We start from the raw sequence: 22,010 nt of genomic DNA on the forward strand, positions 1-22,010 counted from the left end.
TGCCGCCGGAGGGGGACGTGACATGCGGGACAGCCATCGGGCGGAAGCCGAACGGCTGTTGGGGCGGGCCGTGGAGGAGGAGGTGCGGCGGTCGGGCGGGCGGGTCGACGGCACCGTACTGCTCGCGCGGGCCCGTGGATCACTGGACGCGATGGCGCAGACGGCCGCCGAGGAGTACGAGGCGTACACGCGCGCGCTGGACGAGGCGCAGGCCGGTCAGCTCACGTTCGGGCAGCGGTACGCGAAGGAGGCGTCCGGCACGCCCCTGCTGGTGGCCGCGGTCGCCGCCCTGGCCGCCGCCGTCGCCGACCTGGCGCTCGGTACCGGCGCGGGCACCGCGCTGGGCGCGGGCGTGGTCGTGGGGGTCGTGGGCGCCGCGGCGACCGTCGTGAAGGTGGCCGGCTCGCATCTGCCGGCCGCGCACCACCGGGCGGGTGCCATGGGTCAGCCCGGCGGCCCGGAACAGCTCCGGCTCCAGTGGCTGACGGCTTTGGAGGTGCGGGGGATACGGCCCATCCTCGACCAGCAGCGGGTGCTGAGCGCGTCGACCGGCCCGAAGAAGGCGGGTCCGCGGCTGCGCGGCACGGACAAGAGCGCGGCGGCCCGCGGCAGAAGCGTCCTGGAGCAGTCGTTCGGTCAACTTCCCGAGCAGGTAGGCGAGTTCGCGGACCGTCGGGCGGAGATGGGCCGTGTCCGGCAGTGGGTGCAGGCTGCCCGGGCGACCACCGAGACCCGGCCCACGGTGGTCGTCCTGCACGGTCCGCCGGGCAGCGGCCGTACCGCTCTGGCCGTACGGGCGGCGCACGACCTCAGGGACTACTTCCGCGGCGCCTGTGTGGTGGACCTGCGCGGCGACAACCCGGAGGAGTCCCCGCTCTCCACCCGGGACGCGCTGCTGCATCTGCTGAACCGGCTCGGCGCCCCGCGCGAGCAGCTCCTGTTCCGTGAGCGTTCCTCCCCGGACCAGCAGGTCAAGCGGCTGAGCGAGTTGTACCACCAGCATCTGACCGGCCTGCCGGTGACGATCGTGCTGGACGACGCCTCGGACCCCGAGCAGGTCCGCACGCTGGTCCCGGAGCGTTCCGACAGCCTGATCCTGGTCACCGCGCGCGAGCCGCTCGGCCTGCCTGCCGACCTCGCCGCCCATGTGCACCAGCTCCCGGTCGAGGCCCTGGACGCGGCGGGCGCCGAGGAGCTGCTGGACGCGGCCGCGCAGTCCGCCACCGGCCCCTACGACGCCCAGTCCGCCGACCGGATCAGGGAGTTGTGCGGAGGTCTGCCGCTGGCCCTGCGCATCGCGGGTTCGGCGCTGGGGCCCCGCTCGCCGCGGCAGCTCGCCGCGGATCTGGGCGCGTACGGTCCGGTCGAGCCCGTGGAGCGCGCCCTGTGGCTGCGCTACACCGACCAGTCGGAGCCGGCCCGCCGGCTGCTGCGTCGGCTCGCGCTGGCCGGGCGGGCCTCGCTGGGCGCCGCCGCGGCCGCCGCGCTGCTGGGCACCGACGAGACGGAGGCGGTCCGGCATCTGACGGCGCTGGCCCGCACGGGGCTGATCGACCACGTCCGCGGCAGCCGTTACCGCGTCCACGACGTGGTCCGCGCCTTCGCCCAGGCCAGGCTGCTGGACGAGGAGGAGCCGGCCGAGCGCACGGCCGCGCAGGAACGCCTCATCGTCAACTACGCCGATCTCGCCGACTCGGTGCTGCGTCTGGTCGACGGCAACATGTCGACCCGCTCGGACCGTTTCAGCCCGCACGGTTTCACCTCCCTGGACGAGGCGCTGCGCTGGCTGGACGACGAGTCGAGCTTCATCACGGCGGCGCTGCGGCACGCGGACGGCGTCAACCAGGGGGCGGTCCTCAATCTGCTGGGCGCGCTGTGCGACTACTGCCTGCTGCGCGGCGACCTCTACCGCCTGGGTGAGATCAGCGAGTTGGCGCAGGCGGTGGACCAGGGGCTGCTGGTCCGCTCGGTGCAGTGGCGCACCGGTATCGCCGCGCGCCAGCTCGGCGAGCTGGACAAGGCGCGCACGACGCTGACCTCGGTGGTGGACCTCTACATGGAGGCGCATCACGACGCGGGGGCCGCGCGTGCCCTGTGCTCCCTGGGCATCACCCTGCATCACCAGGGGCATCTGACGGAGGCGGCGGCGAAGCTCCAGGAGGCGCTGGCCCTGCAGTCGCCGCCCGAGCTGGACACGGACCGTGCCTGGACCATGCACGCCCTGGCGGCCGTCGAGCGCGACCGGGGCCGGGTGGCAGAGTCCCTGGACCTGCTGACCCGCTCCCTGGTCCTGCACCGCGCCGGCGAGTCGGTGCACGGCGAGGCCTGGGCCCACTTCCAGCTCGGCCAGCTCGCCCTGCGCATGGGGGACGTGCCGCGGGCGGAGTCGGAGCTGAGGACGGCCCTCGACCTGTACGGCCGTACCCGCGACGCCCGCGGCGAGGCGTGGGCGATGACGCAGCTCGCGCGGGCCCGTCTGGTGGCCGGGGACCCGTCGGCCGCGGTGGACGGTCTGCGGCAGGCGGCCTCCCGGCACCGCGACAACGAGGACGCGCGCGGTCAGGCGTGGACGGTGTACTACCTGGGCCAGGCCCTGGAGGAGACGGGCAACCTGGACCTCGCGGTCCGCGAACTGGAACGCTCCCGCACGATGTTCTCCCGCATGCGGGACGTCTACGGCCTCGCCTGCGCCCGGCACCACTCGGCCCGTGTCACCCGCGACCAACGGGCCGCGCAGACCGGCTCGTTGCGCAACTCCGGCTTCGCCCGCCAGCTCCTGGTCGACGCCCGCGCCGACTTCCAGCGCATCGGCGTCGCCCACGGCGAGGCGTGGACCTGCCTGGAACTGGCGGTGGTCGACGCGGGCAACGGCCGCACCCCGCAGGCCCTCGCCCTGTGCGACGAGGCGGCGGCCCTGTTCGCCTCCTACGGCGACCGGCGGGGCGAGGACTGGACCCGCTTCCTGCGCTGCACCCTGCTGCCGTACGCGGCCCCGGGCGGCGTGGAGATCGGCGCGGCGGTCGCCCAGGAGGAACTGGCGGAACTGTCCCGCCACGAGCACGACACCCGCGACGAGAAGCTGGACGACTACGTGAGCGCGTACGCGCTGCTCCTGGAGCGCGGCGTCAACCTGGACACCGGCTGGCAGGCCTGGCGCCTGGGAATGGTCCCCAACCGCCACGCCCGAGAGGTGATGGGGGTGGGGGTGGCTTCGGCTCGGGGGTGAGGCGGTGCCGGGGAGTGAAAGGCGCGTGGTCCGCGTACCTGGGTGGGGTTGTGGCACTGGCCGGGGGCGGGTCTCGTGGGGCGCCATGGCGTGCGCGGGTTGCGTGTGCTGGTCACCGTCCGGGGCGACTCCAGCGGCTCCGGTATCCGCGGGGCGGTAAGCCTGGTGGAGCGGAGGGTCGGACGCAGATCAGGGGCGGGGCCTCGCCCGCCGTGAGCGGAGTCGTCCCGGTCGCCGTCGCCACCGGACGACGGCAACGGCCTCCACGCGGGCTGAGGCACGCCCTCACATGCGACGGCCGTAACAGCCCCGTCCGCAGCGAGCGGGCACGGCCGATGACGGGAGGGTCGCCCCTCCCGTCATGGGCCGGTGGGTCAGCCCTTGGCCGGTGACGTCTTGCCGGACGGGGTTTCGGCGGGGCCCTGGCCGGGGGCCTCGTCCGGGGACTCCTTGAAGTCGACCTTCTTCATGTGCTTGCTCATGGACTTCATCAGGGCCCACACCGCCAGGGCCATCGCCGCGAAGACGATGAAGCCGAGGACGCCGGGGGTGACCTTGTCCTCGTCGACCTCCTTGGCGAAGGTCACGAGGTGCGTCATTGCCAGGCTTGCGCTTGCGCTCATGTCAGGCATTGTCGCGGATGCCCGCAAAGAGGTCGTCCTCGGGGAGGGAGGTATCGACGAGGGACTTCGCGAGCTCGTACTCCTCCGTGGGCCAGACCTCCTTCTGGAGCTCCAGCGGCACCCGGAACCAGCCGCCGTCGGGGTCGATCTGGGTGGCGTGCGCGATCAGGGCCTTGTCGCGGATCTCGTAGAACTCGGCGCACGGGATGTGGGTGGTCAGCGTGCGGTCCCGCATCGGCGAGTCGTCCCAGCGCTTGAGCCAGTCCCCGTACGGCGACTCCAGACCGCGCTCGATCAGAGCGTTGTGCAGCGCCAGGGTGCGGGGGCGGTTGAAGCCCTGGTTGTAGTAGAGCTTCTGCGGCTGGTAGGCGGGGCCGTACTCGGCCTCGGGGTACTTCTCGGTGTCCGCCGCGCCCTCGAACGCCACCATCGAGATCTTGTGGGTCATGATGTGGTCGGGGTGCGGGTAGCCGCCGTTCTCGTCGTAGGTGGTGATCACCTGGGGACGGAAGGAGCGGATCTGCTTCACCAGCTCGCCGGCCGCCTTGTCGACGTCCTCCAGGGCGAAGCAGCCCTCCGGCAGCGGCGGCAGCGGGTCGCCCTCGGGCAGGCCGGAGTCGACGAAGCCGAGCCACTCCTGCCGGACGCCGAGGATCTCCCGGGCCTCGTCCATCTCCTTCTTGCGTACCTCGTGGATGTGCTCCTCGATGTACTTGTCGCCCTGGAGCTTGGGGTTGAGGATGGAGCCGCGCTCCCCGCCCGTGCAGGTCACGACCAGCACGTCCACCCCCTCGGACACGTACTTCGCCATGGTGGCCGCGCCCTTGCTCGACTCGTCGTCGGGGTGGGCGTGCACGGCCATCAGTCGTAGCTGGTCAGTCAAGACTCAATCCTCGTAAGTCGGTGCCCCCGGTGTCTTCGGGCGCGAACGGCGGCTTCTATAGTGACCGAATCGGGGGGCGATTAATTCCGCGGCCTGGTTTCCAGGGAGACGATCATGAGCACGGCGAGCACACGGCTGCCCGAGGGCCGCTACGGCCGCTCCTCGGACGAGCGCTCCGACCACCGGCTCAAGATCGCCGGTGCCGTGTTCGGGGCCCTCCTGCTCGCGTTGATCGGTTACTTCGCCTACCACTACGTCGGCCAGAGCAAGATCAGCGGCGAGGTGATCGCCTTCGACGCGAAGGACTCCGCGGTCGAGGTGCATCTGGAGGTCCGCAAGGACTCCGGCACGTCCGGCTACTGCACGGTCCGCTCCCAGGCGGCGGACGGCTCCGAGGTGGGCCGGGCCGACTTCCGCTTCGGCGGGGACTCCACCCGCATCGACAAGGTCGTCACGCTCCGTACGACGGCTCCGGGCACCACGGCCGAGCTGCTGGGCTGTCACGCCGACTGACGTCACCCCCGATACTCGGCCCTGACCTGCGCCGACGTATTTCTGATGGCTTATGTCCTCCCCCTTCGGCTTGTGAATTGTTAGGCTCGTGGTTTCGCCCTTCCGTGAAGGAACATTCTTCTGGGTAGGGCGATGCTTTGTATTCCCAGTACCTACGAGGAGCACCTGTGACCCAGACCAGCGAAGACGTCACCTGGCTTACGCAGGAGGCGTACACCAAGCTCAAGGAAGAGCTGGCGTACCTGTCTGGTCCCGCGCGCGAGGAAGTCACCGCGAAGATCGCGGCTGCGCGCGAGGAGGGCGACCTGCGCGAGAACGGCGGGTACCACGCGGCCAAGGAAGAGCAGGGCAAGCAGGAGCTCCGCATCCGCCAGCTCACCCAGCTCCTGGAGAAGGCCAAGGTCGGCGAGGCGCCGGCGTCCGCGGACGGTGCCGTGGCGCCCGGCATGGTCGTGACGATCGCGTTCGACGGCGACGAGGACGACACGATGACCTTCCTGCTCGCCTCGCGCGAGTACGCGAGCGCGGACGTCGAGACCTACTCGCCGCAGTCTCCGCTGGGCTCCGGCGTGATCGGCCACAAGGTCGGCGAGGACGCGGAGTACGAGCTGCCGAACGGCAAGAAGGCCTCCGTGACCATCCTCAAGGCCGAGCCCTACAACGGCTGACCCCGGCCGACCATCGGTCCTCGACGGGCCCCCGGCGCCCTTGCGGCACCGGGGGCTCCGTCATGTGCGGGGCTCCGTCATGCCGGGGGCGCCATGATGCGTGGGGCGCCGTCGTGCGTGGGGCTCCGTCACACGGCGGCTCCCTCACACGGGAGACTTCGTCACGCGGGAGGCTTCGTCATGCGGTGGCCGAGCGGTACTTGCGGACCGCCAGGGTTCTGAACAGCACGACGATCAGGACCGAGTAGATCAGCGAGGCCCAGACCGGGTGCTGCATGGGCCAGGCCTCCGAGGGGGACACCCCGGGGTTGCCGAACAGCTTGCGGCAGGCCTGGACCGTGGCGCTGAAGGGGTTCCAGTCGGCGACGTGCCGCAGCCAGGGCGTCATACGGCTGGAGTCCACGAACGCGTTCGAGATGAACGTCACCGGGAAGAGCCAGATCAGCCCGCCCGAGGTGGCCGCCTCCGGAGTGCGCACGGACAGGCCGATCAGTGCGCCGACCCAGGTGAACGCGTATCCGAGCAGGAGCAGCAGGCCGAAGGCGCCGAGGACCTCGCCGATGCTGGTGTGGGTGCGCCAGCCGACCAGCAGGGCGACCATGGCCAGCACGAACAGGGTCAGCGCCGTCTGCACCAGGTCGGCGAGCGTCCGTCCGGTGAGGACCGCGCCGCGGGCCATGGGCAGTGAGCGGAAGCGGTCGATGAGCCCCTTGTGCATGTCGTCGGCGATCCCCGCCCCGGCGCCCGCGGTGGCGAAGGTGACGGTCTGCGCGAAGATGCCGGCCATCAGGAACTCGCGGTAGACGGAGGAGTCCGTGGTGCCGCCGATGTTCATGGAGCCGCCGAAGACATAGCTGAACAGCACCACGAACATGATCGGCTGGATGAGGCCGAAGATGACCATCTCGGGGATCCTGGACATCCGGATCAGGTTGCGCTTGGCGACGACCAGCGAGTCCCGGACGGACTGGCTGAGGGGGTTGCCGGGAGCCGCGACGCGCGCGGTGTCGGTGACGGCGCTCACTGGGCGTCCTCCTTCTGGTCCGTCTTCTCGTCGGTCGTCTGGTCCGTCTTCTGGTCGGCCTTCTGGCCGCTCTTCCGGTCCGACTTCTTGTCGGCTTTCTTGTCCGTGTTCTCGTCCGCGTCCTCGTCCTTCGTCTCGGCCACATGACCCGTCAGGGACAGGAAGACGTCGTCGAGGGTGGGGCGGCGCAGACCGATGTCGTCGATCTCGATGCCCCGGGTGTCGAGCTCGCGGATGACCTCGGCGAGCAGCTTGGCGCCGCCGGTGACGGGCACGGTGAGCTTGCGCATGTGGTCCTCGACCGTGGTCTCGCCCTTGCCGAAACCGCGCAGGATCTCCGAGGCGGTCTGGATGTGCTCGCGCTCGTGCACGACGACCTCGACGCGCTCGCCGCCGGTGCGGGCCTTGAGCTGGTCGGAGGTGCCCGTGGCGATGACATGGCCGTGGTCGACGACGGCGATGTCATGGGCGAGGTGGTCGGCCTCTTCCAGGTACTGCGTGGTCAGCAGCAGGGTGGTGCCCCCGGAGACGAGCCCCTTGATGACCTCCCACAGCAGTTGGCGGTTGCGCGGGTCGAGGCCGGTCGTCGGCTCGTCCATGAACATCACGGGTGGCGAGACGACCAGGGCGGCAGCGAGGTCGAGGCGGCGGCGCATACCGCCGGAGTAGGTCTTGGTGGGGCGGTCGGCCGCGTCGGCGAGGTCGAACTGCTCCAGCAGCTCGGTCGCGCGGACCTTCGCGTGCTTGGCCTTCATCTGGTAGAGCTGGCCGACCATCTGGAGGTTCTCGCGGCCGGTGAGGTATTCGTCGACCGCTGCGAACTGGCCGGAGAGGCCGATGGAGCGGCGGACCGCGTCGGGGTGCTTGAGGACGTCGATGCCGGCGACGACCGCCGAGCCGCGGTCCGGTTTGAGCAGGGTGGTCAGACAGCGGACGGTCGTCGTCTTGCCCGCGCCGTTCGGTCCGAGGAGGCCCAGGACGGTGCCTTCGGGGACGTCCAGGTCGACGCCGTCCAGTGCCTTTACGTCGCCGAAGGCCTTGACCAGCCCTTCGGCATAGATGGCGCCTGGCATATGAGTCTCCACGTCGTCGGGGATTCTTGGGAAAGCCTAGGTTTATGCGGTTTCTCCCGCCCGTCCTTTTCTTCGGGGACGGCGTGAGCGGTGGAACGAAGAGCGGAACGAGCCGTGACACGAGACACACCATAACGCGATGTATCGCGTCTCTCAATGGACTTACCCGAAAGAGTGACTCCTGGGTCCTGAGGGTGCGTCGAAGGCGTCTGACCTCAGTCGATGACCGTGTAACCCGCCTCACGCAGGGCGCGCCCGACCTCGGCGCAGTGCTCGGGGCCCTTCGTCTCCAGGTGCAGCTCGACCTCCGCCTCCGCGAGCCCGAGCCGTGGATCGGTCCGGATGTGGCTCACGTCCAGGACATTAGCGTCGGCCACTGACAACACTCCGAGAAGCGTCGCGAGGGCACCGGGACGGTCCGTCAGCCGCAGCCGGACGGCCAGGTAGCGGCCCTGTGCGGACATGCCGTGCCGCAGGACCCGCTGGAGCAGCACGGGGTCGACGTTGCCGCCGGACAGCACCGCGACGACCGGCCCCTCGAAGGAGCCCGGGTCGCTCAGCAGGGCGGCCACCGGGCTCGCCCCGGCGGGCTCGACGACCAGCTTGGCCCGCTCCAGGCACAGCAGCAGGGCGGCGGACAGCTCGTCCTCGGTCACCGTGCGGACCTCGTCCACGAATTCGCCCACGATCCCGAACGGCACGTCCCCGGGCCGCCCCACCTTCATGCCGTCGGCCATCGTCACCGGGTTCTCGATCGCCACCGGACGCCCGGCCGCCAGCGAGGGCGGGTACGCGGCCGCGCCCGCCGCCTGCACGCCCACGATCCGCACGTCGGGCCGCAGCGACTTCACGGCGATCGCGACCCCGGCCGCGAGTCCGCCGCCGCCGATCCCGAGCACGATCGTGCGCACCTCCGGGCACTGCTCCAGGATCTCCAGGCCGACCGTGCCCTGGCCCGCGATGACGTCGGGGTGGTCGAAGGGGTGGATGAACACCGCGCCCGTCTCGGCCGCGTACTCCTGTGCGGCGGCCAGCGTCTCGTCGACCACCTGGCCGTGCAGCCGCACCTCGGCGCCGTAGTGCCGGGTCGCGCTGATCTTCGGCAGCGGGGCGCCCTTGGGCATGAACACCGTGGAGCGCACGCCGAGCAGCGTGGACGCCAGCGCGACACCCTGCGCGTGGTTTCCGGCGCTCGCGGCCACGACCCCCGCGGCCCGCTCCTCGGGCAGCAGTCCGGCGATCCGCACGTAGGCGCCGCGGAGCTTGAACGACCCCGTCCGCTGGAGGTTCTCGCACTTGAAGTGCACCGGCGCGCCCACCAGCCGGCTCAGATGGCGGCTGCCCTCCATCGCGGTCGCCCGCGCCACGCCCGACAGCATCTTCTGCGCGCCGCGCACGTCGTCGAGCGTCACCGGCGGCACGGGGTGGGCCTTGCGGTAGTTCATGACTCAAGTCTCGCAGTTCACACGTGCGTGTTCGCGCTGTGACCAACGTCCGAGACGGGTTTGCGCAGCGCCGGTACGACCCGCCCCCCGGCCGCGTAACCTGTCCCCCAACCCAGCAGCCTTCATGAAGTGAGCCCCCGGCCATGCCCACAACACCTGAAATGTCGATGGACATGACGACCGTCGGTGACACCGGTCTCCTCGACACCCTGCAGCACGAGGTGGCGGTCTTCGCCCGTCGTGCCGAACAGACCCGGCTCGGCGGGGTGGGGCAGGTGCGCAACTCCATGGACCGTGCCGCGTACCTGCTGCTCAACCGGCTCGACAAGGAAGGCCCCATGGGCGTCAAGGCGCTCGCGGCGAGCATGGGCATCGACTCCTCGACGGTCACCCGGCAGGTGGCGCCGCTCGTCGACACGGGCCTGGTCAAGCGCACCTCGCACCCCGAGGACGGTCGCGCGGTGGTCCTCCAGCTCTCCCCGCGCGGACAGTCGCGGCTGGAGGAAGTGCGCTCCTCCCGGCGTCAGTTGATGGCCGAGCTGACACAAGACTGGGCGCCGGAGGAGCGCGAGGCGTTCTGCACGCTCCTCACGCGCTTCAACACCGCGCTCTCCTCCCGGATGTCGGCCCAGGGCGTTCCCGGGCCGGAGGCGCAGACCTCCTGAGCACGCGCGCGTACTGCCCCACCTCTTGACCGGACGGGCGGACCGGGCCTCATATGAGACCGGGTCCTCTGGGTCCTCGTGGGTCGTACGAAGCCGTCGTACGGCCACTCCGGGCGGGGAGGTGCGGTGCGGCAACGGCAGGCGTCCCAGGGCACGCGTCGGGCCCGGGAGTTCGAGGCGTTCGTCGCCGGCGCGGCGGGGCGACTCCTGCACGCCGCGACCCTGCTGACGGCGGAGTCGCCGGACGACAACCCACGTGCGCGGCGTCTGCTGACCCTGGCGCTCGCCCACACGTACGCGTGCTGGGACCGCCTGCGCGGCGAGGACCCCTACGACCGGGCCCGCCAGTACCTCGCCCTGCGCTTCGCCCACGGGGCGTGGCGCCGCCACGGCATCCTCCTGGGCGGCCGTACGCACCCCGCGAGCCCGTTGGCCCGGCTCGCCCCCCAGGAGCGGCTGGTCCTGGTGCTGCGGCTCTACGAGGGCGTGGCCGAGGAGCAGGCGGCGGCCCTGCTGGGCCTGCCGACGGAACGCGTCCGCACGATCTGCGACCGGGCGACGGCGACCCTGCTGCACCCCCCGCGCGAGCCCGCACCGGCCGTGGTCGGGGCGAAGGTGGCGGCGTCATGACACGGCCGACTCGTCCCGGGAGGTGCGCGTGAACCGGACACAGCGCGAGGCCGCCGTGCGGCAGCTCATGGAGCGGGGGACGCCCCAGGTGCCGGCGGACCTCTACGGGGACGTCGTACGCCGGGGATCGCGCATGCTGCGCCGCAGGTCCGTGGCGCGCCGGGCCATGTGGCTGCTGCTGTTGGCGGCGAGTGTGGCGTTCGTGGTGTGGGCGCTGACCGCGCGCCCCTGGGTGGAGCCGCCGTCCACGACGACTCCACCGATGACGGGCTGGTGAGCCCGGCCGTACCTGCCTACTTGGCCAGCGCCTGCTGGAGGTCCTCCAGCAGGTCGTCGACGTTCTCGATGCCCACGGACAGGCGTACGAGGTCGGCGGGGACCTCCAGGGCCGAACCCGCCACGGACGCGTGCGTCATCCGGCCGGGGTGCTCGATCAGCGACTCGACGCCGCCCAGGGACTCGCCCAGCGTGAAGATCCTGGCGCGGTTGCAGACCTCGACGGCCGCCTCCTCGCCGCCTTCCACGCGGAAGGAGACCATGCCGCCGAAGGACCGCATCTGCTTGGCCGCGACCTCGTGGCCGGGGTGGTCCTCAAGGCCCGGGTAGAGGACGTGCGTCACGCGCGCGTGCCGGGTGAGCATGTCGGCGACCTTGGTGGCGTTCTCGCTGTGCCGGTCCATGCGCACCGACAGCGTCTTGGCGCCGCGCAGCACCAGCCAGGAGTCGAAGGGCCCGGCGACCGCGCCCATCGCGTTCTGGTGGTACGCCAGTTCCTCGCCGAGCGTCTCGTCGGCGGTGACGAGGGCCCCGCCCACGACGTCGGAGTGGCCGCCCATGTACTTGGTCAGGGAGTGCACCACGACATCGGCGCCGAGCGACAGCGGCTGCTGGAGGTAGGGCGTCGCGAAGGTGTTGTCGACGACGAGCCTGGCGCCCGCGTCCCGGGCGACCTGGGCGACGGCGGCGATGTCGGTGATGCCGAGCAGTGGGTTGGAGGGGGTCTCCACCCACACGGCCTTGGTCTTCGGGGTGATCGCGGCCCGTACGGCGGCCGGGTCGCTGGTGTCGGCGACCGACCACTCGACGCCCCAGCGGGCGACGACCTTCGCGAAGAGGCGGAAGGTGCCGCCGTACGCGTCGTTGGGGATGACCACGTGGTCGCCGGGGCTGAGCAGCGTACGCAGCAGGCAGTCCTCGGCCGCCAGTCCGGACGCGAACGCGAGGCCCCGGCGGCCGCCTTCGAGGGCGGCGAGGTTCTCCTCCAGGGCGGTACGGGTCGGGTTGGCGCTGCGGCTGTACTCGTAGCCGCCGCGCAGACCGCCCACGCCGTCCTGCTTGTAGGTCGAGACCTGGTAGATCGGCGGGACCACCGCGCCGGTGAGGGGGTCCGCGGTGTTCCCCGCATGGATCGCGAGGGTCTCGAAGTGCTGACTGATGTGCCTGTCGCTCATGGGCTCCGAGGGTAGTCCGCCCGGAGGTCCGATGGCGGACGCCGGGCTCCTGGCGGCCGTACCGCAGGGTTTTCCCCAGGTGTTCGGGGCGGTCCGAGGGGTTTTCCACAGGGCGCGGACCGGGTTGGGCAATTGTCGGCGGCGTCTGGAACTCTTGAGGCATGGAAATTCTCTGGGTCCTGATGGCGGCGGTCCTGCTGGGCTTCGTGCTGCTTCCGTTCCTGCGGCGCGGGCGGGGCGGGATCGAGCAGGTCCCGGCGGGCCACCCGGACGCCGCGGACCCGGCGGACTACGGCTTCGTACGGCAGGAGGAGCTGGACATCCGCATGCCCGGCCCCGACCACGACCTGCTGGACGTCCTGGACCTGGTGCAACGCACGCAGGACTACAAGGCCGCCGCCCAGCTCCTGGCGGGCACCGAGCGGGAGGGCGAGCGGCGCTGGCAGCGCGTGCAGGCCTTCGCCGGGGCCGCCTCGCTGGAGTTGCAGCAGCGGCCGGGCGGGGTCAGCGAGGCGCCGGGCGGGCAGTGGCTGCGGGTGTGGCGGGCCGAGCAGCCCAAGGACGCGGGCGGCGCGGCCGTGCACGCGGAGTTCCTGGTCCAGCAGGCGTGGCGGACCTCGACGCCGGGCACGGACGAGTTCCGGATCATCATGGAGGAGGCGAAGGCGGCCTCCGGCGAGGCGGCGCTGCTGGCGCCCGGCGATCCGGTCCCGTACATCGTCGAGCTCTCCGTGGCACGCGGACTGGCCTATTCGCAGGCGGAGTTCGAGCAACTGTGGCTGAAGATCCTGGACCGCGCGCCGAACCACATGGGGGCGCACCTGGCCGCACTGCACTACTGGTGCGAGAAGTGGCACGGCTCGCGAGAGCTGGCGTACAGCTTCGCGGAGGCGGCGGCAGCCCGGGCCCCGCACGGCTCGCTGCTCGCCGCGATGCCGTTGTTCGCGGTGTTCGAGCACCTGCCCGAGGTCAACCTGGTCAGCGGTTTCTACCGGAGCGAGGTCGTCACCAAGGCGATCCACGGCGCGCTGCACGCGGTCCACTCGGCCCGCGCCGACGACCCGATGCTGGCCCATGTCCGCCACCTGCTGGTCTTCTTCCTGGTGCGCGGCGAACGCTGGTCCGAGGCCATGAACCAGCTCGTGCACATCGACGGCCATGTCGGCGCCCTGCCCTGGACCCTGTCCGCCGACCCGGCCGCGGAGTTCGCGATATACCGGGCGCTGGCGGTGGCGGGCTACGAGGCGAACGGCGGCAGCCCGGCGACGCTCCCGCAGTGACGCCCCCGGCCGGACGCGGGCCCGGGCTGTTGTGAACGGCACGGCCCGCATCGGCCGACGCCGGATCTGCCGATCAGCCTGCGCGACGGCACGGAACGGTCGCCGCCGGCCCCGATCCACGCCCCGCCGGTCTCCCGGAATGCGGGCCGACACGAACCGGTTTCTACCGGTGCCGCCCCGCACCCCCGCCCGGCACGCACGCACGAACGAAGGAGCCCGCCTCATGCTGTTCGGCCGTACGCCCGTCCTGCCCACCCCCGAGCAGGCGCTGAAGGGCCGCTCCGAACCGGCGTTCACACTCCCGGACCGGCACACCGTGCTCGGCACCCCGCTGCTCGGCCCCTACCCTGAGGGCCACCAGATCGCGGACTTCGGCCTGGGCTGCTTCTGGGGCGCCGAGCGCAAGTTCTGGCAGCTCCGGTCGGGAATCTGGACGACCCTGGTCGGCTACCAGGGCGGCCACACCGAGAACCCGATGTACGAGGAGGTCTGCTCGGGCCTCACCGGCCACACCGAGGCGGTCCGCGTGGTCTTCGACCCCGCCCTCATCTCGTACGAACGCCTCCTGAAGACCTTCTGGGAGTCCCACAACCCCACCCAGGGCTTCCGCCAGGGCAACGACGTGGGCACCCAGTACCGGTCGGCGATCCACACCCACACCCCCGAGCAGGCAGCGGCGGCCGAGGCGTCCCGCGTCGCCTACCAGCGGGTCCTGACGGCGTCGGGCCACCGCACGATCACCACCGAGATCCTCCCGGCGGAGGCCCGCCCCTTCTACCCGGCGGAGAGCTACCACCAGCAGTACCTCGACAAGAACCCGGCGGGGTACTGCGGGATCGGCGGGACGGGGGTCAAGCTGAACACCCCGTTCGAGACGAACTGGGGGGCGTCGTGCCCGGCCGGCATCGCGCCGTCGCCTGAGGCCAACGGCCAGTAGCCGCAGAGGCGCACCTGATGCGACACGTCGTACGGCCCACCGCGCAGAGCTGACCGTCCCTCGGAAAGTTCACGAGGGAAGAAATCATGAGGCGGATGATCCGGGGGGATGGATCATGGCAGCGTGACTGAACTCTCCCCCTACCAACGGGATCTCCGTGACCGGCTCGCCTCGGTGCCCGTGGTGCCCGCTCCCGCTCCCTGGCGGTCGGTGTTCGAGTCCTGTGCCGCGGTCGGTGGGCTGCTCGGGATCGGGTTCGCGACGCACCCGGACAGTGGCCATGACCTGGTGATGGTCGTTTCGTCCGCCGGTCACGGTCTCTTCGACGCCGTCACCGGCGAGAGGATCGCACGGGAGCCCGATCCCGATCCGGAGACCAGTACCCCGGACGCGACCGCGGACCTCACCTGCCCGGGACTGGGACCGATCGTCGGTAGCAGGGTGCACATCGCCGGGCTGTTCGGCGGCGGGCTGCACTCGACCACCGGCGACGGCTGGTACGTCCAGGTCGTCTCGCCGGTCTGGCCGCGCGACCGCGTCCTGCTCTCCCGAGGCGGCGGCATGCCCCACCGGGACCCGCACGGCGAGCGGTGGTGGCACGTCTTCCACTCCGACTACTCCGAGCTGCGGGCCGTCGGATTCTCCCCCTCCGGCCGCACCCTCGCCGTCGCGACGAGCAGCGATGTGACCCTGTGGACGCGGCCGGAGGGTGCCAGACGGTAGCCCGTCAGCCGTCCGCGCGGGCCGGCAGCCGCCAGCCGGGGCGGGGGAAGTGGCAGGTGTAGCCGTCGGGGTAACGCTGGAGGTAGTCCTGGTGCTCCGGCTCGGCCTCCCAGAAGGGACCGACCGGCTCCACCTCGGTGACGACCTTGCCCGGCCACAGCCCGGAGGCGTCCACGTCCGCGATCGTGTCCTCGGCGATCCGCTTCTGCTCGTCGTCGACGTAGTAGATCGCCGAACGGTAGCTGAGGCCGATGTCGTTGCCCTGGCGGTTCTTGGTGCTCGGATCGTGGATCTGGAAGAAGAACTCCAGGAGCGCGCGGTAGTCGGTCTGCTCGGGGTCGAAGAGGATCTCGATGGCCTCCGCGTGCGTGCCGTGGTTGCGGTACGTCGCGTTCGGCACGTCACCCCCGGTGTATCCGACCCGGGTCGCCGTCACGCCCGGAAGCCGGCGGATCAGCTCCTCCATTCCCCAGAAGCATCCGCCCGCCAGCACAGCCCTCTGTGTCTGCGCAGCCATCGCCGTCCTCCCATATCTGCTCACGCGGGCCTGTCGGCCGGCACACCGCCGGCGTCCTTCGACCCGCCTCCCCCTCAACGCGCGAGGACGCCGGGCGATTCCACGGCCGACCGATGACGCAGCCATGGTGCCTGTGTGACGCGGGTACTCGTAAGGTGCACCCGTGACTGCCAACCTGAGTTCCACGAGAGCCCGCGCTGCGCTGCGGACGTCGGCGCGGGTCTCCGCGGAATTGCTGCTCATATTGCTGCTGCTCGCGGTGACCCTGTGGCTCCTGGGTCGCACGTGGTCAGTGGTCTGGCCGCTGGCGATAGGTCTGTTGCTGACCACGCTGACCTGGCCGCCGACCCGCTTCCTGCTGCGCCGCGGGTGGGGTCCCGCTCTCGCCGCGTCGACGGTGACCGTGCTGTCCCTGCTGGTCGCCGCGGGTGTCGTGGCACTGATCGCGGTGCCGGTGGCGTCCCAGTCCGGCGACCTGACCGACGGGGTGGTCGACGGCGTCCAGAAGGTGCGCGAGTGGGCCGCCGGACCGCCCTTGAACATCGGTGACGCCCAGATCGACAAGGCCTTCGACACCGCGGTCTCCCGCGCGCAGGACGGCCTCGGCAGCATGGTCGGCGCGGTCGTCACCGGAGTGAGCACCGTGGTGAACGGCTTGGTCACCGCCGTCCTGGCCGTGTTCCTGATGTTCTTCTTCCTGAAGGACGGCCCGCGTTTCCTGCCATGGCTCGCTCGTCAGCTACCCGGCCGGCTCGCCACCGACGTCCCGATCGTCGCCGCGCGCGGCTGGGACACACTGGGCTCCTTCGTGCGGTCCCAGGCGGCCGTCGGCCTGATCGACGCCGTTCTGATCGGCCTCGGTCTGTGGATCCTGGGGGTGCCGCTGGTACTCCCGCTGGCGGTGCTGACCTTCGTCTCCGCGTTCGTGCCGATCATCGGCGCCTTCTTCGCCGGTTTCGTCGCGGTGCTCATCGCACTGGTCTCCAACGGCCTGATGGACGCGCTGATCGTGCTGGCCATCATCGTCGTGGTGCAGCAACTCGAGGGAAACGTGTTCCAGCCCATGATCCAGAGCCGAGGGCTCGGCCTCCACGCGGCGGTGATCCTGCTCGCGGTGACATTGGGCGGCAGTCTCGCCGGAATCGTGGGCAGTCTGCTCGCGGTACCGGTCGCCGCTCTGATCGCGGTGATCTGGGGTTACGTACGCGAGCAGCTCCAGGAGCCGCCTCAGGATCCCGGCACCGACGAGCCGGAGACCGGCGTCGCCGCCCCGTCCTGATGGGCGGCACGCCGTCGGGCCCCGGGTGTCAATCATTTCGACCCCGTTGAAAAGGAACCGCGACCGCAGCACCCCCGCCCTACGATCGCCCGCATGCGGATTCAACGGATATTACGGACGATCGTCGTGTTCGCCCTGGCTGTCGCCGCGGCGCTCGGAGGTGCCGTGGGGACGGCACAGGCAGACGGAAGCCGGGCCTCGTCCGAGCAGCAGTTGCTGTTCTACAACCACTCCTACGGGGTTCTCGACCGGGAGACCGCCGACGCGATCGAACACTCCGACTACCTGAAGGACTTCGCCAACTTCCTGGTCCGCACCACGACCGGGACCGGCGGACAGACCTGGACCGGCCGCTACCTGATGGGCCGCGAGACCTATCTCGAACTGTTCGGGGTCGGTGACATCGCCGGTCCGGACGGCACCCTCGGCTCCGCCGGGCTGGGCCTGTCCACCGAACGGGACGGGGATCTCGCGACGGTCCCCGAACGGCTGAAGAGCGAGGGCGTCGCCGACCCCATCGAGTTCCTGCAGACCCGGGACTTCGGCGACGGGGTGCCCGTGCCGTGGTTCGACGCCATCCTCACCGCCTCCGAGTACGACGCCTTCGGGGCGTGGGCCATGGAGTACCGGCCCGAGTACTTCGCCGACCCCCGCAGCAACACCGAGCCGGCGAGCTTCCCGGGCGACGTGGGCCGGGAGCGGGTGCTGTCCGACGACTACCGCACCCACCTGATGCGTGACGTGACCTCCGTCCGCATCGCGGTCACCGAGGGCGACCTCGCCGACACCGTGCCGCTGCTGCGGGCCGGCGGGTTCACCGTCCGGAACGTGATCGGCGGGGGCGTCGTCGCGGAGGGCGGCGGCACCACGATCCGGTTCGACGCCGTCCCGCGTGAGCAGGCGGGGCTGCAGCGGGTGGAGATGTCGCTCAACAGGCCCGTGAAGGACCGGCACGTGGAGCAGATCGGCCACTCGACCCTGACGGTCGGCCCCGGCAGCCGGGCCGTGTGGACGTTCGCGGCCAACAGCGCCAGCAGCGCCACCAGCGCCTACGGCGGCAACGGCACCCGGTAGGCGGGGGCACCCGGTAAGCGGGCGGCATCGACACACAGTGGGGCCCCGACAAGGGGCCCCGCTTCGGCACACGCGGGTAGGTCCGGCGCAGGTTCAGCCCCCGCTGCCGTACGGGCGCGTGAGGATCTCCAGGCGGTGGCCGTCCGGGTCGTCGAAGTACACGCCGCGGCCGCCGTCGTTGTGGTTGATCTCGCCGGGGCGGTGGTGGAAGGGGTCCGCCCAGTACGTCAGTCCGGCCTCCCGCACGCGGGCGAAGATCGTGTCGAAGTCGTCCTCGGAGACGAGGAACGCGTAGTGCTGCGGCGTGATCCTGTCGGACGTGTCCATGTAGTCGAGGGTCACGCCGTTGGGGATCTCGACCGGGACGAAGGGGCCGTACCGGGGGCTCACCGTCAGCCCCAGGATGTCGGCCAGGAAGCGGGCCGAGGTGTGCTTGTCGCGCGCGGTGACGATGGTGTGGTTCAGCCGAACGGTCATCGCTACCTCCTCGTTCGGACAGCCGACCGTACCGACCGTACTCCGCGAGCAGATCTCCGTCGGTGCGGGGACGGAAAGCGCGGGGGCGGAGGTGTGGCGAGGGTCTGCGAAGGGGCGCGCGTACGGCTACGGGCCGCGCCGGACGGTCGTACGCCGAGCGTCCTGGCGCCCGGACATGGCCGAGGGGTGACCCGGCGGCCGGCTCTGCTGCAAGGGGCCCGGTGCGAGACCGAGGCCGCGTGGAAACGACCCGATGCTCACGGGCTTCGCGGGACAGTCGTACGCCGAAGCATCCCGGCGCCGCGTTACGTCGCGATGACCGCCGGGCACGAGACGGAGCCGGACGGCGAAACGCTCCCGCACGGGATCGAGCCGTACGGCAAAACGCTCCCCCACGACACCGATCCGTACGAGCAAAGGCCCCGCGCAAGAGCGAGCCGTACGAGCAAAGACCCCCGCACGCGACCGAACCGTACGGCCCCCACGCCGAAGGGCCCCGGTGCGGAACCGGGGCCCTTCGGCCATGCCGAGCGGACTCAGATCGTTGCCGTGTCGATCACGAAGCGGTAGCGGACGTCGCTGTTGATGACGCGCTCGTACGCCTCGTTGATCTCCGACGCGGCGATCAGTTCGATCTCGGCGCCGATGCCGTGCCCCGCGCAGAAGTCCAGCATCTCCTGGGTCTCGGCGATGCCGCCGATCGCCGAACCGGCGAGGGTCTTGCTGCCGCCGATGAGGGAGAAGAGGTTCAGGGAGATCGGCTCCTCGGGGGCGCCCACGTTCACCAGGGCACCGCCGGCCCTGAGCAGACCGAGGTAGGCGCCGAAGTCGAGCGGGGCCGAGACCGTGGAGAGGATCAGGTCGAAGGTGCCCGCCAGCTCCTTGAAGGTGTTCTCGTCGCTGGTGGCGTAGTAGTGGTCGGCGCCCAGCTTGAGGCCGTCGTCCTTCTTGCGCAGGGACTGGGAGAGGACAGTGACCTCGGCACCCAGCGCGTGCGCGATCTTGACGCCCATGTGGCCGAGGCCGCCGAGGCCGATCACGGCGACCTTCTTGCCGGTCCCGGCGCCCCACTTCTTGAGCGGGGAGTAGGTGGTGATGCCGGCGCACAGCAGCGGCGCGGCCTCGTCGAGGGACAGGCCCTCGGGGATGCGGACGACGAAGTTCTCGTCGACGACGACCTTCTCGGAGTAGCCGCCGTAGGTGGGCTCGCCGTCCTTGCCGACGGCGTTGTACGTGCCGACGCTGCCGCCGGTGCAGTGCTGCTCCAGACCGGCCTTGCAGTTGTCGCACTCACGGCAGGAGTCGACGAGACAGCCGACGCCCACCCGGTCGCCGACCTTGTACTTGGTGACGCCGGGGCCGACCTCGGAGACGATGCCCGCGATCTCGTGGCCCGGGACCATCGGGAAGATGGCCTCGCCCCAGCCCTCACGGGCCTGGTGGATGTCGGAGTGGCAGATGCCGGCGAACTTGATGTCGATCAGGACGTCATGCTCACGGACCGCCCGGCGCTCGATGGTGGTGCGCTCCAGGGGAGCCTTCGCGGCGGGGGCGGCGTATGCGGCGACAGTGGTCATGCCGGGGTTCTCCTAGCGAGGGGGGCGTGCCCGGCTGCCTTCTGTCCATCCGTCCGGGCACGCTCCCCACCCTGCTCCCGGGACGGCGATCCACCCAGGCCACAGCTTTGCGTACGTCCACTGGTCCTACTACTGGCGGGGACAGGATGGTGGACGTACGACGGTGAATACTCGACGTATGGACGAGATGGCCGAGGAACTGCCCGGAAGAGGCTCACTGGACCGGCGTGCCGAGCTCAGCGAGTTCCTGCGCACCCGGCGGGCCCGGCTGAAGCCGGAGGACGTGGGGCTGCCGGACTTCGGGCGGCACCGCAGGGTGCCGGGACTGCGGCGCGAGGAGCTGGCCCAGCTCGCGGGCGTCTCGGTGGCGTACTACACGCGCCTGGAGCAGGGCAACGGCCGGAACGTCTCGGCGGAGGTCCTCGGCTCGATCGCCCGCGCGCTGCGGCTGACCGACGCCGAGCACGCGCACCTCACGCATCTGGCCAAGCCCAAGCAGCACAAGAAGAAGGCCGCCGCGCGGACCGAGCAGGTGCGCGCGTCGATCCGGCACCTGCTGGACTCGATGGACGTGCCGGCGTACGTGTCGGGGCGGCGCTCGGACATCCTGGCCTGGAACCGGATGGCGGCGGCGGTCTTCGGCGACTGGTCGGAGCTGCCGGTGCAGGAGCGCAACTGGGCCCGGCTGGTGTTCCTGCGGCCGGAGTACCGCGAGCTGTTCGTGCCGTGGGAGCAGAAGGCGACCGACATGGTCAGCTATCTGCGCATGGACGCGGGCTGCCACCCGGACGACCCGCGGCTGTCCGCGCTGGTGGGTGAACTGTCCGTCAAGAGCGAGGAGTTCAGGCGGCTGTGGGCCACGCACGACGTCAAGGAGAAGAACTTCGGCGTCAAGCAGCTCCGCCACCCGCTGGTCGGCGACCTGACCCTGCACTTCGAGTCGTTCCCCCTGTCCGACGGCACCGAGCAGGCCCTGATCACCTACCACGCGGAACCGGGCACCCCGTCGGCCGACGCGCTGCGGCTGCTGGCGAGCTGGGGCGCGGACGCCACCCGGGCGGGCGAGTCCGCGCACTCCTGACCCGGCTCAGCCCTGGTACGGCGGTGCCGCTCCCCAGTTCCACTTAGGCACCGGCTGCTCCGCGGGCGGCTTGGCGTCGGGTCCCGAGAAGTGGACCGCGAGCCGGGTGCCCCACTCCACGTAGGCGAGGAAGGCCGAGCGGAACTCAGCGTCGGTGGGCAGCCCGGCCTCGTCGGCGGCGTCCTGGATGAGGTTCACCCAACGGCGGCGCTGCGGCTCGGTGATGTCGCGGCCGAGGTGCTTGGCGACCATGTGGCCGTGGCCGCCCTGGGTCTCCGAGTAGGCGGTCGGGCCGCCGAAGACCTCCGCGAGCCACAGGGCGACGTGCTCGGCGTGGTCGGGGGCCAGTCCCTCGAACACCGGGGCCAGCAGGCCGTCGGCCAGGACCTTCTCGTAGAACGCCGTGGTGAGCCGGCCGAAGGCCTCCGCGCCGCCCGCCCACGCGAACAGGGTGGGGACGGCCGCGCCCCGGCCGCGGACCGTGGTCGGCTTGTAGTGGCGCATCTCCTCGATGTGCTCGATGTACGGCCGGATCTCGGCGAGGAAGTCCGGGAACAGCTCCGAGGTGCGGAAGCCCTCCAGGTGGTCCTCGGTGGAGGTCCAGGTGATGCGCAGGACGTAGTGCTCGAAGTCCTCCTCGCAGCGCGCCAGTTCGTAGTCGACGCACTGCGGGGCGGCCGCGAGCTGGACGGAGGCGTGGGTGTAGGCGGACAGGAACTCCGCCGAGCGGTCTTCCGGGATGCGGTAGCGGATGTACTCGACGGTCTCTGTGGTCATACGGCCACTCAAACACGGGCGGCGGGCGGAAGCACAGCGCGAAGGGCCCGCCGGAAACAGTGCTTCCGACGGGCCCCGACTGGCTTT

22 protein-coding genes are annotated in these 22,010 nt (G+C 71.0%); 12 read left to right on the plus strand and 10 right to left on the minus strand.

Translation table 11 applies throughout. The features are described 5' to 3' along the window. Nucleotides 1–22 precede the first annotated feature (22 nt). The gene (locus ACZ66S_RS06960; protein WP_469900214.1) at nt 23–3,226 is read left to right on the plus strand and encodes a tetratricopeptide repeat protein; all 3,204 of its coding nucleotides are present in this window, start codon (nt 23–25) and stop codon (nt 3,224–3,226) included. 374 nt (nt 3,227–3,600) lie between these two features. On the opposite strand, the gene ACZ66S_RS06965 is transcribed toward ACZ66S_RS06960, so the two are convergent. Beyond that, a complete protein-coding gene (locus tag ACZ66S_RS06965; RefSeq protein ID WP_469900215.1) occupies nt 3,601–3,858 on the minus strand; it encodes a hypothetical protein in 258 nt (85 codons plus the stop codon). After that, nucleotides 3,851–4,711, minus strand: a complete 861-nt coding sequence (gene mca / locus ACZ66S_RS06970; RefSeq protein ID WP_469900875.1) for a mycothiol conjugate amidase Mca — start codon at nt 4,709–4,711, stop codon at nt 3,851–3,853. Before mca ends, ACZ66S_RS06965 begins: the two co-directional genes overlap by 8 nt. Before the next feature lie 135 nt (nt 4,712–4,846). On the opposite strand from mca, the gene ACZ66S_RS06975 reads away from it, so the two are divergent. Continuing rightward, the gene (locus ACZ66S_RS06975; RefSeq protein WP_469900216.1) at nt 4,847–5,245 is read left to right on the plus strand and encodes a DUF4307 domain-containing protein; all 399 of its coding nucleotides are present in this window, start codon (nt 4,847–4,849) and stop codon (nt 5,243–5,245) included. Nucleotides 5,246–5,412: 167 nt separating this feature from the next. After that, nucleotides 5,413–5,913, plus strand: a complete 501-nt coding sequence (gene greA, locus ACZ66S_RS06980) for a transcription elongation factor GreA (RefSeq protein ID WP_123991357.1) — start codon at nt 5,413–5,415, stop codon at nt 5,911–5,913. Between the two features lie 178 nt (nt 5,914–6,091). Here the strand turns inward: greA and ACZ66S_RS06985 are convergent, their stop codons facing one another. The 3 genes from ACZ66S_RS06985 to ilvA all read right to left on the minus strand — a co-directional run bounded on the left by ACZ66S_RS06985 (nt 6,092) and on the right by ilvA (nt 9,455). Then, complete coding sequence (locus ACZ66S_RS06985) at nt 6,092–6,937, minus strand: ABC transporter permease (protein WP_469900218.1); 846 nt, start codon at nt 6,935–6,937, stop codon at nt 6,092–6,094. Beyond that, nucleotides 6,934–8,010, minus strand: a complete 1,077-nt coding sequence (locus tag ACZ66S_RS06990) for an ATP-binding cassette domain-containing protein (protein ID WP_469900219.1) — start codon at nt 8,008–8,010, stop codon at nt 6,934–6,936. The genes ACZ66S_RS06985 and ACZ66S_RS06990 overlap by 4 nt, the downstream gene beginning before the upstream one ends. A gap of 215 nt (nt 8,011–8,225) precedes the next feature. After that, entirely contained in the window at nt 8,226–9,455 is a 1,230-nt protein-coding gene (gene ilvA, locus ACZ66S_RS06995) for a threonine ammonia-lyase (protein WP_469900221.1), read from the minus strand. 161 nt (nt 9,456–9,616) lie between these two features. On the opposite strand from ilvA, the gene ACZ66S_RS07000 reads away from it, so the two are divergent. From ACZ66S_RS07000 to ACZ66S_RS07010, 3 genes are all read left to right on the plus strand, one after another. Continuing rightward, entirely contained in the window at nt 9,617–10,120 is a 504-nt protein-coding gene (locus ACZ66S_RS07000; RefSeq protein ID WP_469900223.1) for a MarR family winged helix-turn-helix transcriptional regulator, read from the plus strand. A 126-nt stretch (nt 10,121–10,246) separates the two neighbouring features. Next, nucleotides 10,247–10,750, plus strand: a complete 504-nt coding sequence (locus ACZ66S_RS07005) for a sigma factor-like helix-turn-helix DNA-binding protein (RefSeq protein WP_469900224.1) — start codon at nt 10,247–10,249, stop codon at nt 10,748–10,750. Between the two features lie 28 nt (nt 10,751–10,778). Further along, nucleotides 10,779–11,027: a hypothetical protein gene (locus ACZ66S_RS07010; RefSeq protein WP_469900225.1), complete on the plus strand. Its 249-nt coding sequence runs from the start codon at nt 10,779–10,781 to the stop codon at nt 11,025–11,027. 16 nt (nt 11,028–11,043) lie between these two features. On the opposite strand, the gene ACZ66S_RS07015 is transcribed toward ACZ66S_RS07010, so the two are convergent. Further along, complete coding sequence (locus ACZ66S_RS07015; protein WP_469900227.1) at nt 11,044–12,201, minus strand: cystathionine gamma-synthase; 1,158 nt, start codon at nt 12,199–12,201, stop codon at nt 11,044–11,046. 161 nt (nt 12,202–12,362) lie between these two features. Here ACZ66S_RS07015 and ACZ66S_RS07020 point away from each other — a divergent pair, with 161 nt between their 5' ends. The 3 genes from ACZ66S_RS07020 to ACZ66S_RS07030 all read left to right on the plus strand — a co-directional run bounded on the left by ACZ66S_RS07020 (nt 12,363) and on the right by ACZ66S_RS07030 (nt 15,141). Further along, the gene (locus ACZ66S_RS07020) at nt 12,363–13,481 is read left to right on the plus strand and encodes a hypothetical protein (RefSeq protein ID WP_469900228.1); all 1,119 of its coding nucleotides are present in this window, start codon (nt 12,363–12,365) and stop codon (nt 13,479–13,481) included. A 223-nt stretch (nt 13,482–13,704) separates the two neighbouring features. Next, complete coding sequence (gene msrA / locus ACZ66S_RS07025; protein ID WP_469900230.1) at nt 13,705–14,418, plus strand: peptide-methionine (S)-S-oxide reductase MsrA; 714 nt, start codon at nt 13,705–13,707, stop codon at nt 14,416–14,418. Between the two features lie 108 nt (nt 14,419–14,526). Then, nucleotides 14,527–15,141: a hypothetical protein gene (locus ACZ66S_RS07030; RefSeq protein WP_469900232.1), complete on the plus strand. Its 615-nt coding sequence runs from the start codon at nt 14,527–14,529 to the stop codon at nt 15,139–15,141. Between the two features lie 4 nt (nt 15,142–15,145). Here the strand turns inward: ACZ66S_RS07030 and msrA (ACZ66S_RS07035) are convergent, their stop codons facing one another. Continuing rightward, nucleotides 15,146–15,658, minus strand: coding sequence for a peptide-methionine (S)-S-oxide reductase MsrA (msrA, locus tag ACZ66S_RS07035; protein WP_053851073.1), 513 nt, complete (start codon nt 15,656–15,658; stop codon nt 15,146–15,148). A 163-nt stretch (nt 15,659–15,821) separates the two neighbouring features. Here msrA (ACZ66S_RS07035) and ACZ66S_RS07040 point away from each other — a divergent pair, with 163 nt between their 5' ends. Further along, nucleotides 15,822–16,937, plus strand: a complete 1,116-nt coding sequence (locus ACZ66S_RS07040) for an AI-2E family transporter (RefSeq protein ID WP_469900234.1) — start codon at nt 15,822–15,824, stop codon at nt 16,935–16,937. Nucleotides 16,938–17,030: 93 nt separating this feature from the next. Further along, on the plus strand, nt 17,031–18,011 hold the full coding sequence (locus ACZ66S_RS07045; RefSeq protein WP_469900236.1) for a DUF5829 family protein: 981 nt from the start codon (nt 17,031–17,033) through the stop codon (nt 18,009–18,011). Nucleotides 18,012–18,104: 93 nt separating this feature from the next. On the opposite strand, the gene ACZ66S_RS07050 is transcribed toward ACZ66S_RS07045, so the two are convergent. Both ACZ66S_RS07050 and ACZ66S_RS07055 read right to left on the minus strand, forming a co-directional pair. Continuing rightward, nucleotides 18,105–18,488, minus strand: a complete 384-nt coding sequence (locus ACZ66S_RS07050) for a VOC family protein (protein WP_469900238.1) — start codon at nt 18,486–18,488, stop codon at nt 18,105–18,107. A gap of 536 nt (nt 18,489–19,024) precedes the next feature. Next, nucleotides 19,025–20,065 carry an NAD(P)-dependent alcohol dehydrogenase gene (locus ACZ66S_RS07055; protein ID WP_469900239.1) on the minus strand — a complete coding sequence of 347 codons (1,041 nt, stop codon included), beginning with the start codon at nt 20,063–20,065 and terminating at the stop codon, nt 19,025–19,027. Between the two features lie 178 nt (nt 20,066–20,243). Between ACZ66S_RS07055 and ACZ66S_RS07060 the strand changes: the two genes are divergently transcribed. Beyond that, entirely contained in the window at nt 20,244–21,146 is a 903-nt protein-coding gene (locus ACZ66S_RS07060; RefSeq protein ID WP_469900241.1) for a helix-turn-helix domain-containing protein, read from the plus strand. A 6-nt stretch (nt 21,147–21,152) separates the two neighbouring features. Here the strand turns inward: ACZ66S_RS07060 and ACZ66S_RS07065 are convergent, their stop codons facing one another. After that, on the minus strand, nt 21,153–21,923 hold the full coding sequence (locus ACZ66S_RS07065; protein ID WP_469900242.1) for a globin domain-containing protein: 771 nt from the start codon (nt 21,921–21,923) through the stop codon (nt 21,153–21,155). Nucleotides 21,924–22,010: the final 87 nt, after the last annotated feature.

Source organism: Streptomyces sp. NPDC107471 (assembly GCF_055582845.1).

Excerpts from the sequence above, each read along its gene's own strand:
- ACZ66S_RS06960 (WP_469900214.1), top strand. The coding sequence starts at position 23 with ATGCGGGACAGCCATCGGGCGGAAGCCGAACGGCTGTTGGGGCGGGCC.
- ACZ66S_RS06965 (WP_469900215.1), bottom strand. The coding sequence starts at position 3,858 with ATGCCTGACATGAGCGCAAGCGCAAGCCTGGCAATGACGCACCTCGTG.
- mca (WP_469900875.1), bottom strand. The coding sequence starts at position 4,711 with ATGGCCGTGCACGCCCACCCCGACGACGAGTCGAGCAAGGGCGCGGCC.
- ACZ66S_RS06975 (WP_469900216.1), top strand. The coding sequence starts at position 4,847 with ATGAGCACGGCGAGCACACGGCTGCCCGAGGGCCGCTACGGCCGCTCC.
- ACZ66S_RS06990 (WP_469900219.1), bottom strand. The coding sequence starts at position 8,010 with ATGCCAGGCGCCATCTATGCCGAAGGGCTGGTCAAGGCCTTCGGCGAC.
- ilvA (WP_469900221.1), bottom strand. The coding sequence starts at position 9,455 with ATGAACTACCGCAAGGCCCACCCCGTGCCGCCGGTGACGCTCGACGAC.
- ACZ66S_RS07000 (WP_469900223.1), top strand. The coding sequence starts at position 9,617 with ATGTCGATGGACATGACGACCGTCGGTGACACCGGTCTCCTCGACACC.
- ACZ66S_RS07015 (WP_469900227.1), bottom strand. The coding sequence starts at position 12,201 with ATGAGCGACAGGCACATCAGTCAGCACTTCGAGACCCTCGCGATCCAT.
- ACZ66S_RS07020 (WP_469900228.1), top strand. The coding sequence starts at position 12,363 with ATGGAAATTCTCTGGGTCCTGATGGCGGCGGTCCTGCTGGGCTTCGTG.
- msrA (WP_469900230.1), top strand. The coding sequence starts at position 13,705 with ATGCTGTTCGGCCGTACGCCCGTCCTGCCCACCCCCGAGCAGGCGCTG.
- ACZ66S_RS07030 (WP_469900232.1), top strand. The coding sequence starts at position 14,527 with ATGGATCATGGCAGCGTGACTGAACTCTCCCCCTACCAACGGGATCTC.
- msrA (WP_053851073.1), bottom strand. The coding sequence starts at position 15,658 with ATGGCTGCGCAGACACAGAGGGCTGTGCTGGCGGGCGGATGCTTCTGG.
- ACZ66S_RS07045 (WP_469900236.1), top strand. The coding sequence starts at position 17,031 with ATGCGGATTCAACGGATATTACGGACGATCGTCGTGTTCGCCCTGGCT.
- ACZ66S_RS07050 (WP_469900238.1), bottom strand. The coding sequence starts at position 18,488 with ATGACCGTTCGGCTGAACCACACCATCGTCACCGCGCGCGACAAGCAC.
- ACZ66S_RS07055 (WP_469900239.1), bottom strand. The coding sequence starts at position 20,065 with ATGACCACTGTCGCCGCATACGCCGCCCCCGCCGCGAAGGCTCCCCTG.
- ACZ66S_RS07060 (WP_469900241.1), top strand. The coding sequence starts at position 20,244 with ATGGACGAGATGGCCGAGGAACTGCCCGGAAGAGGCTCACTGGACCGG.
- ACZ66S_RS07065 (WP_469900242.1), bottom strand. The coding sequence starts at position 21,923 with ATGACCACAGAGACCGTCGAGTACATCCGCTACCGCATCCCGGAAGAC.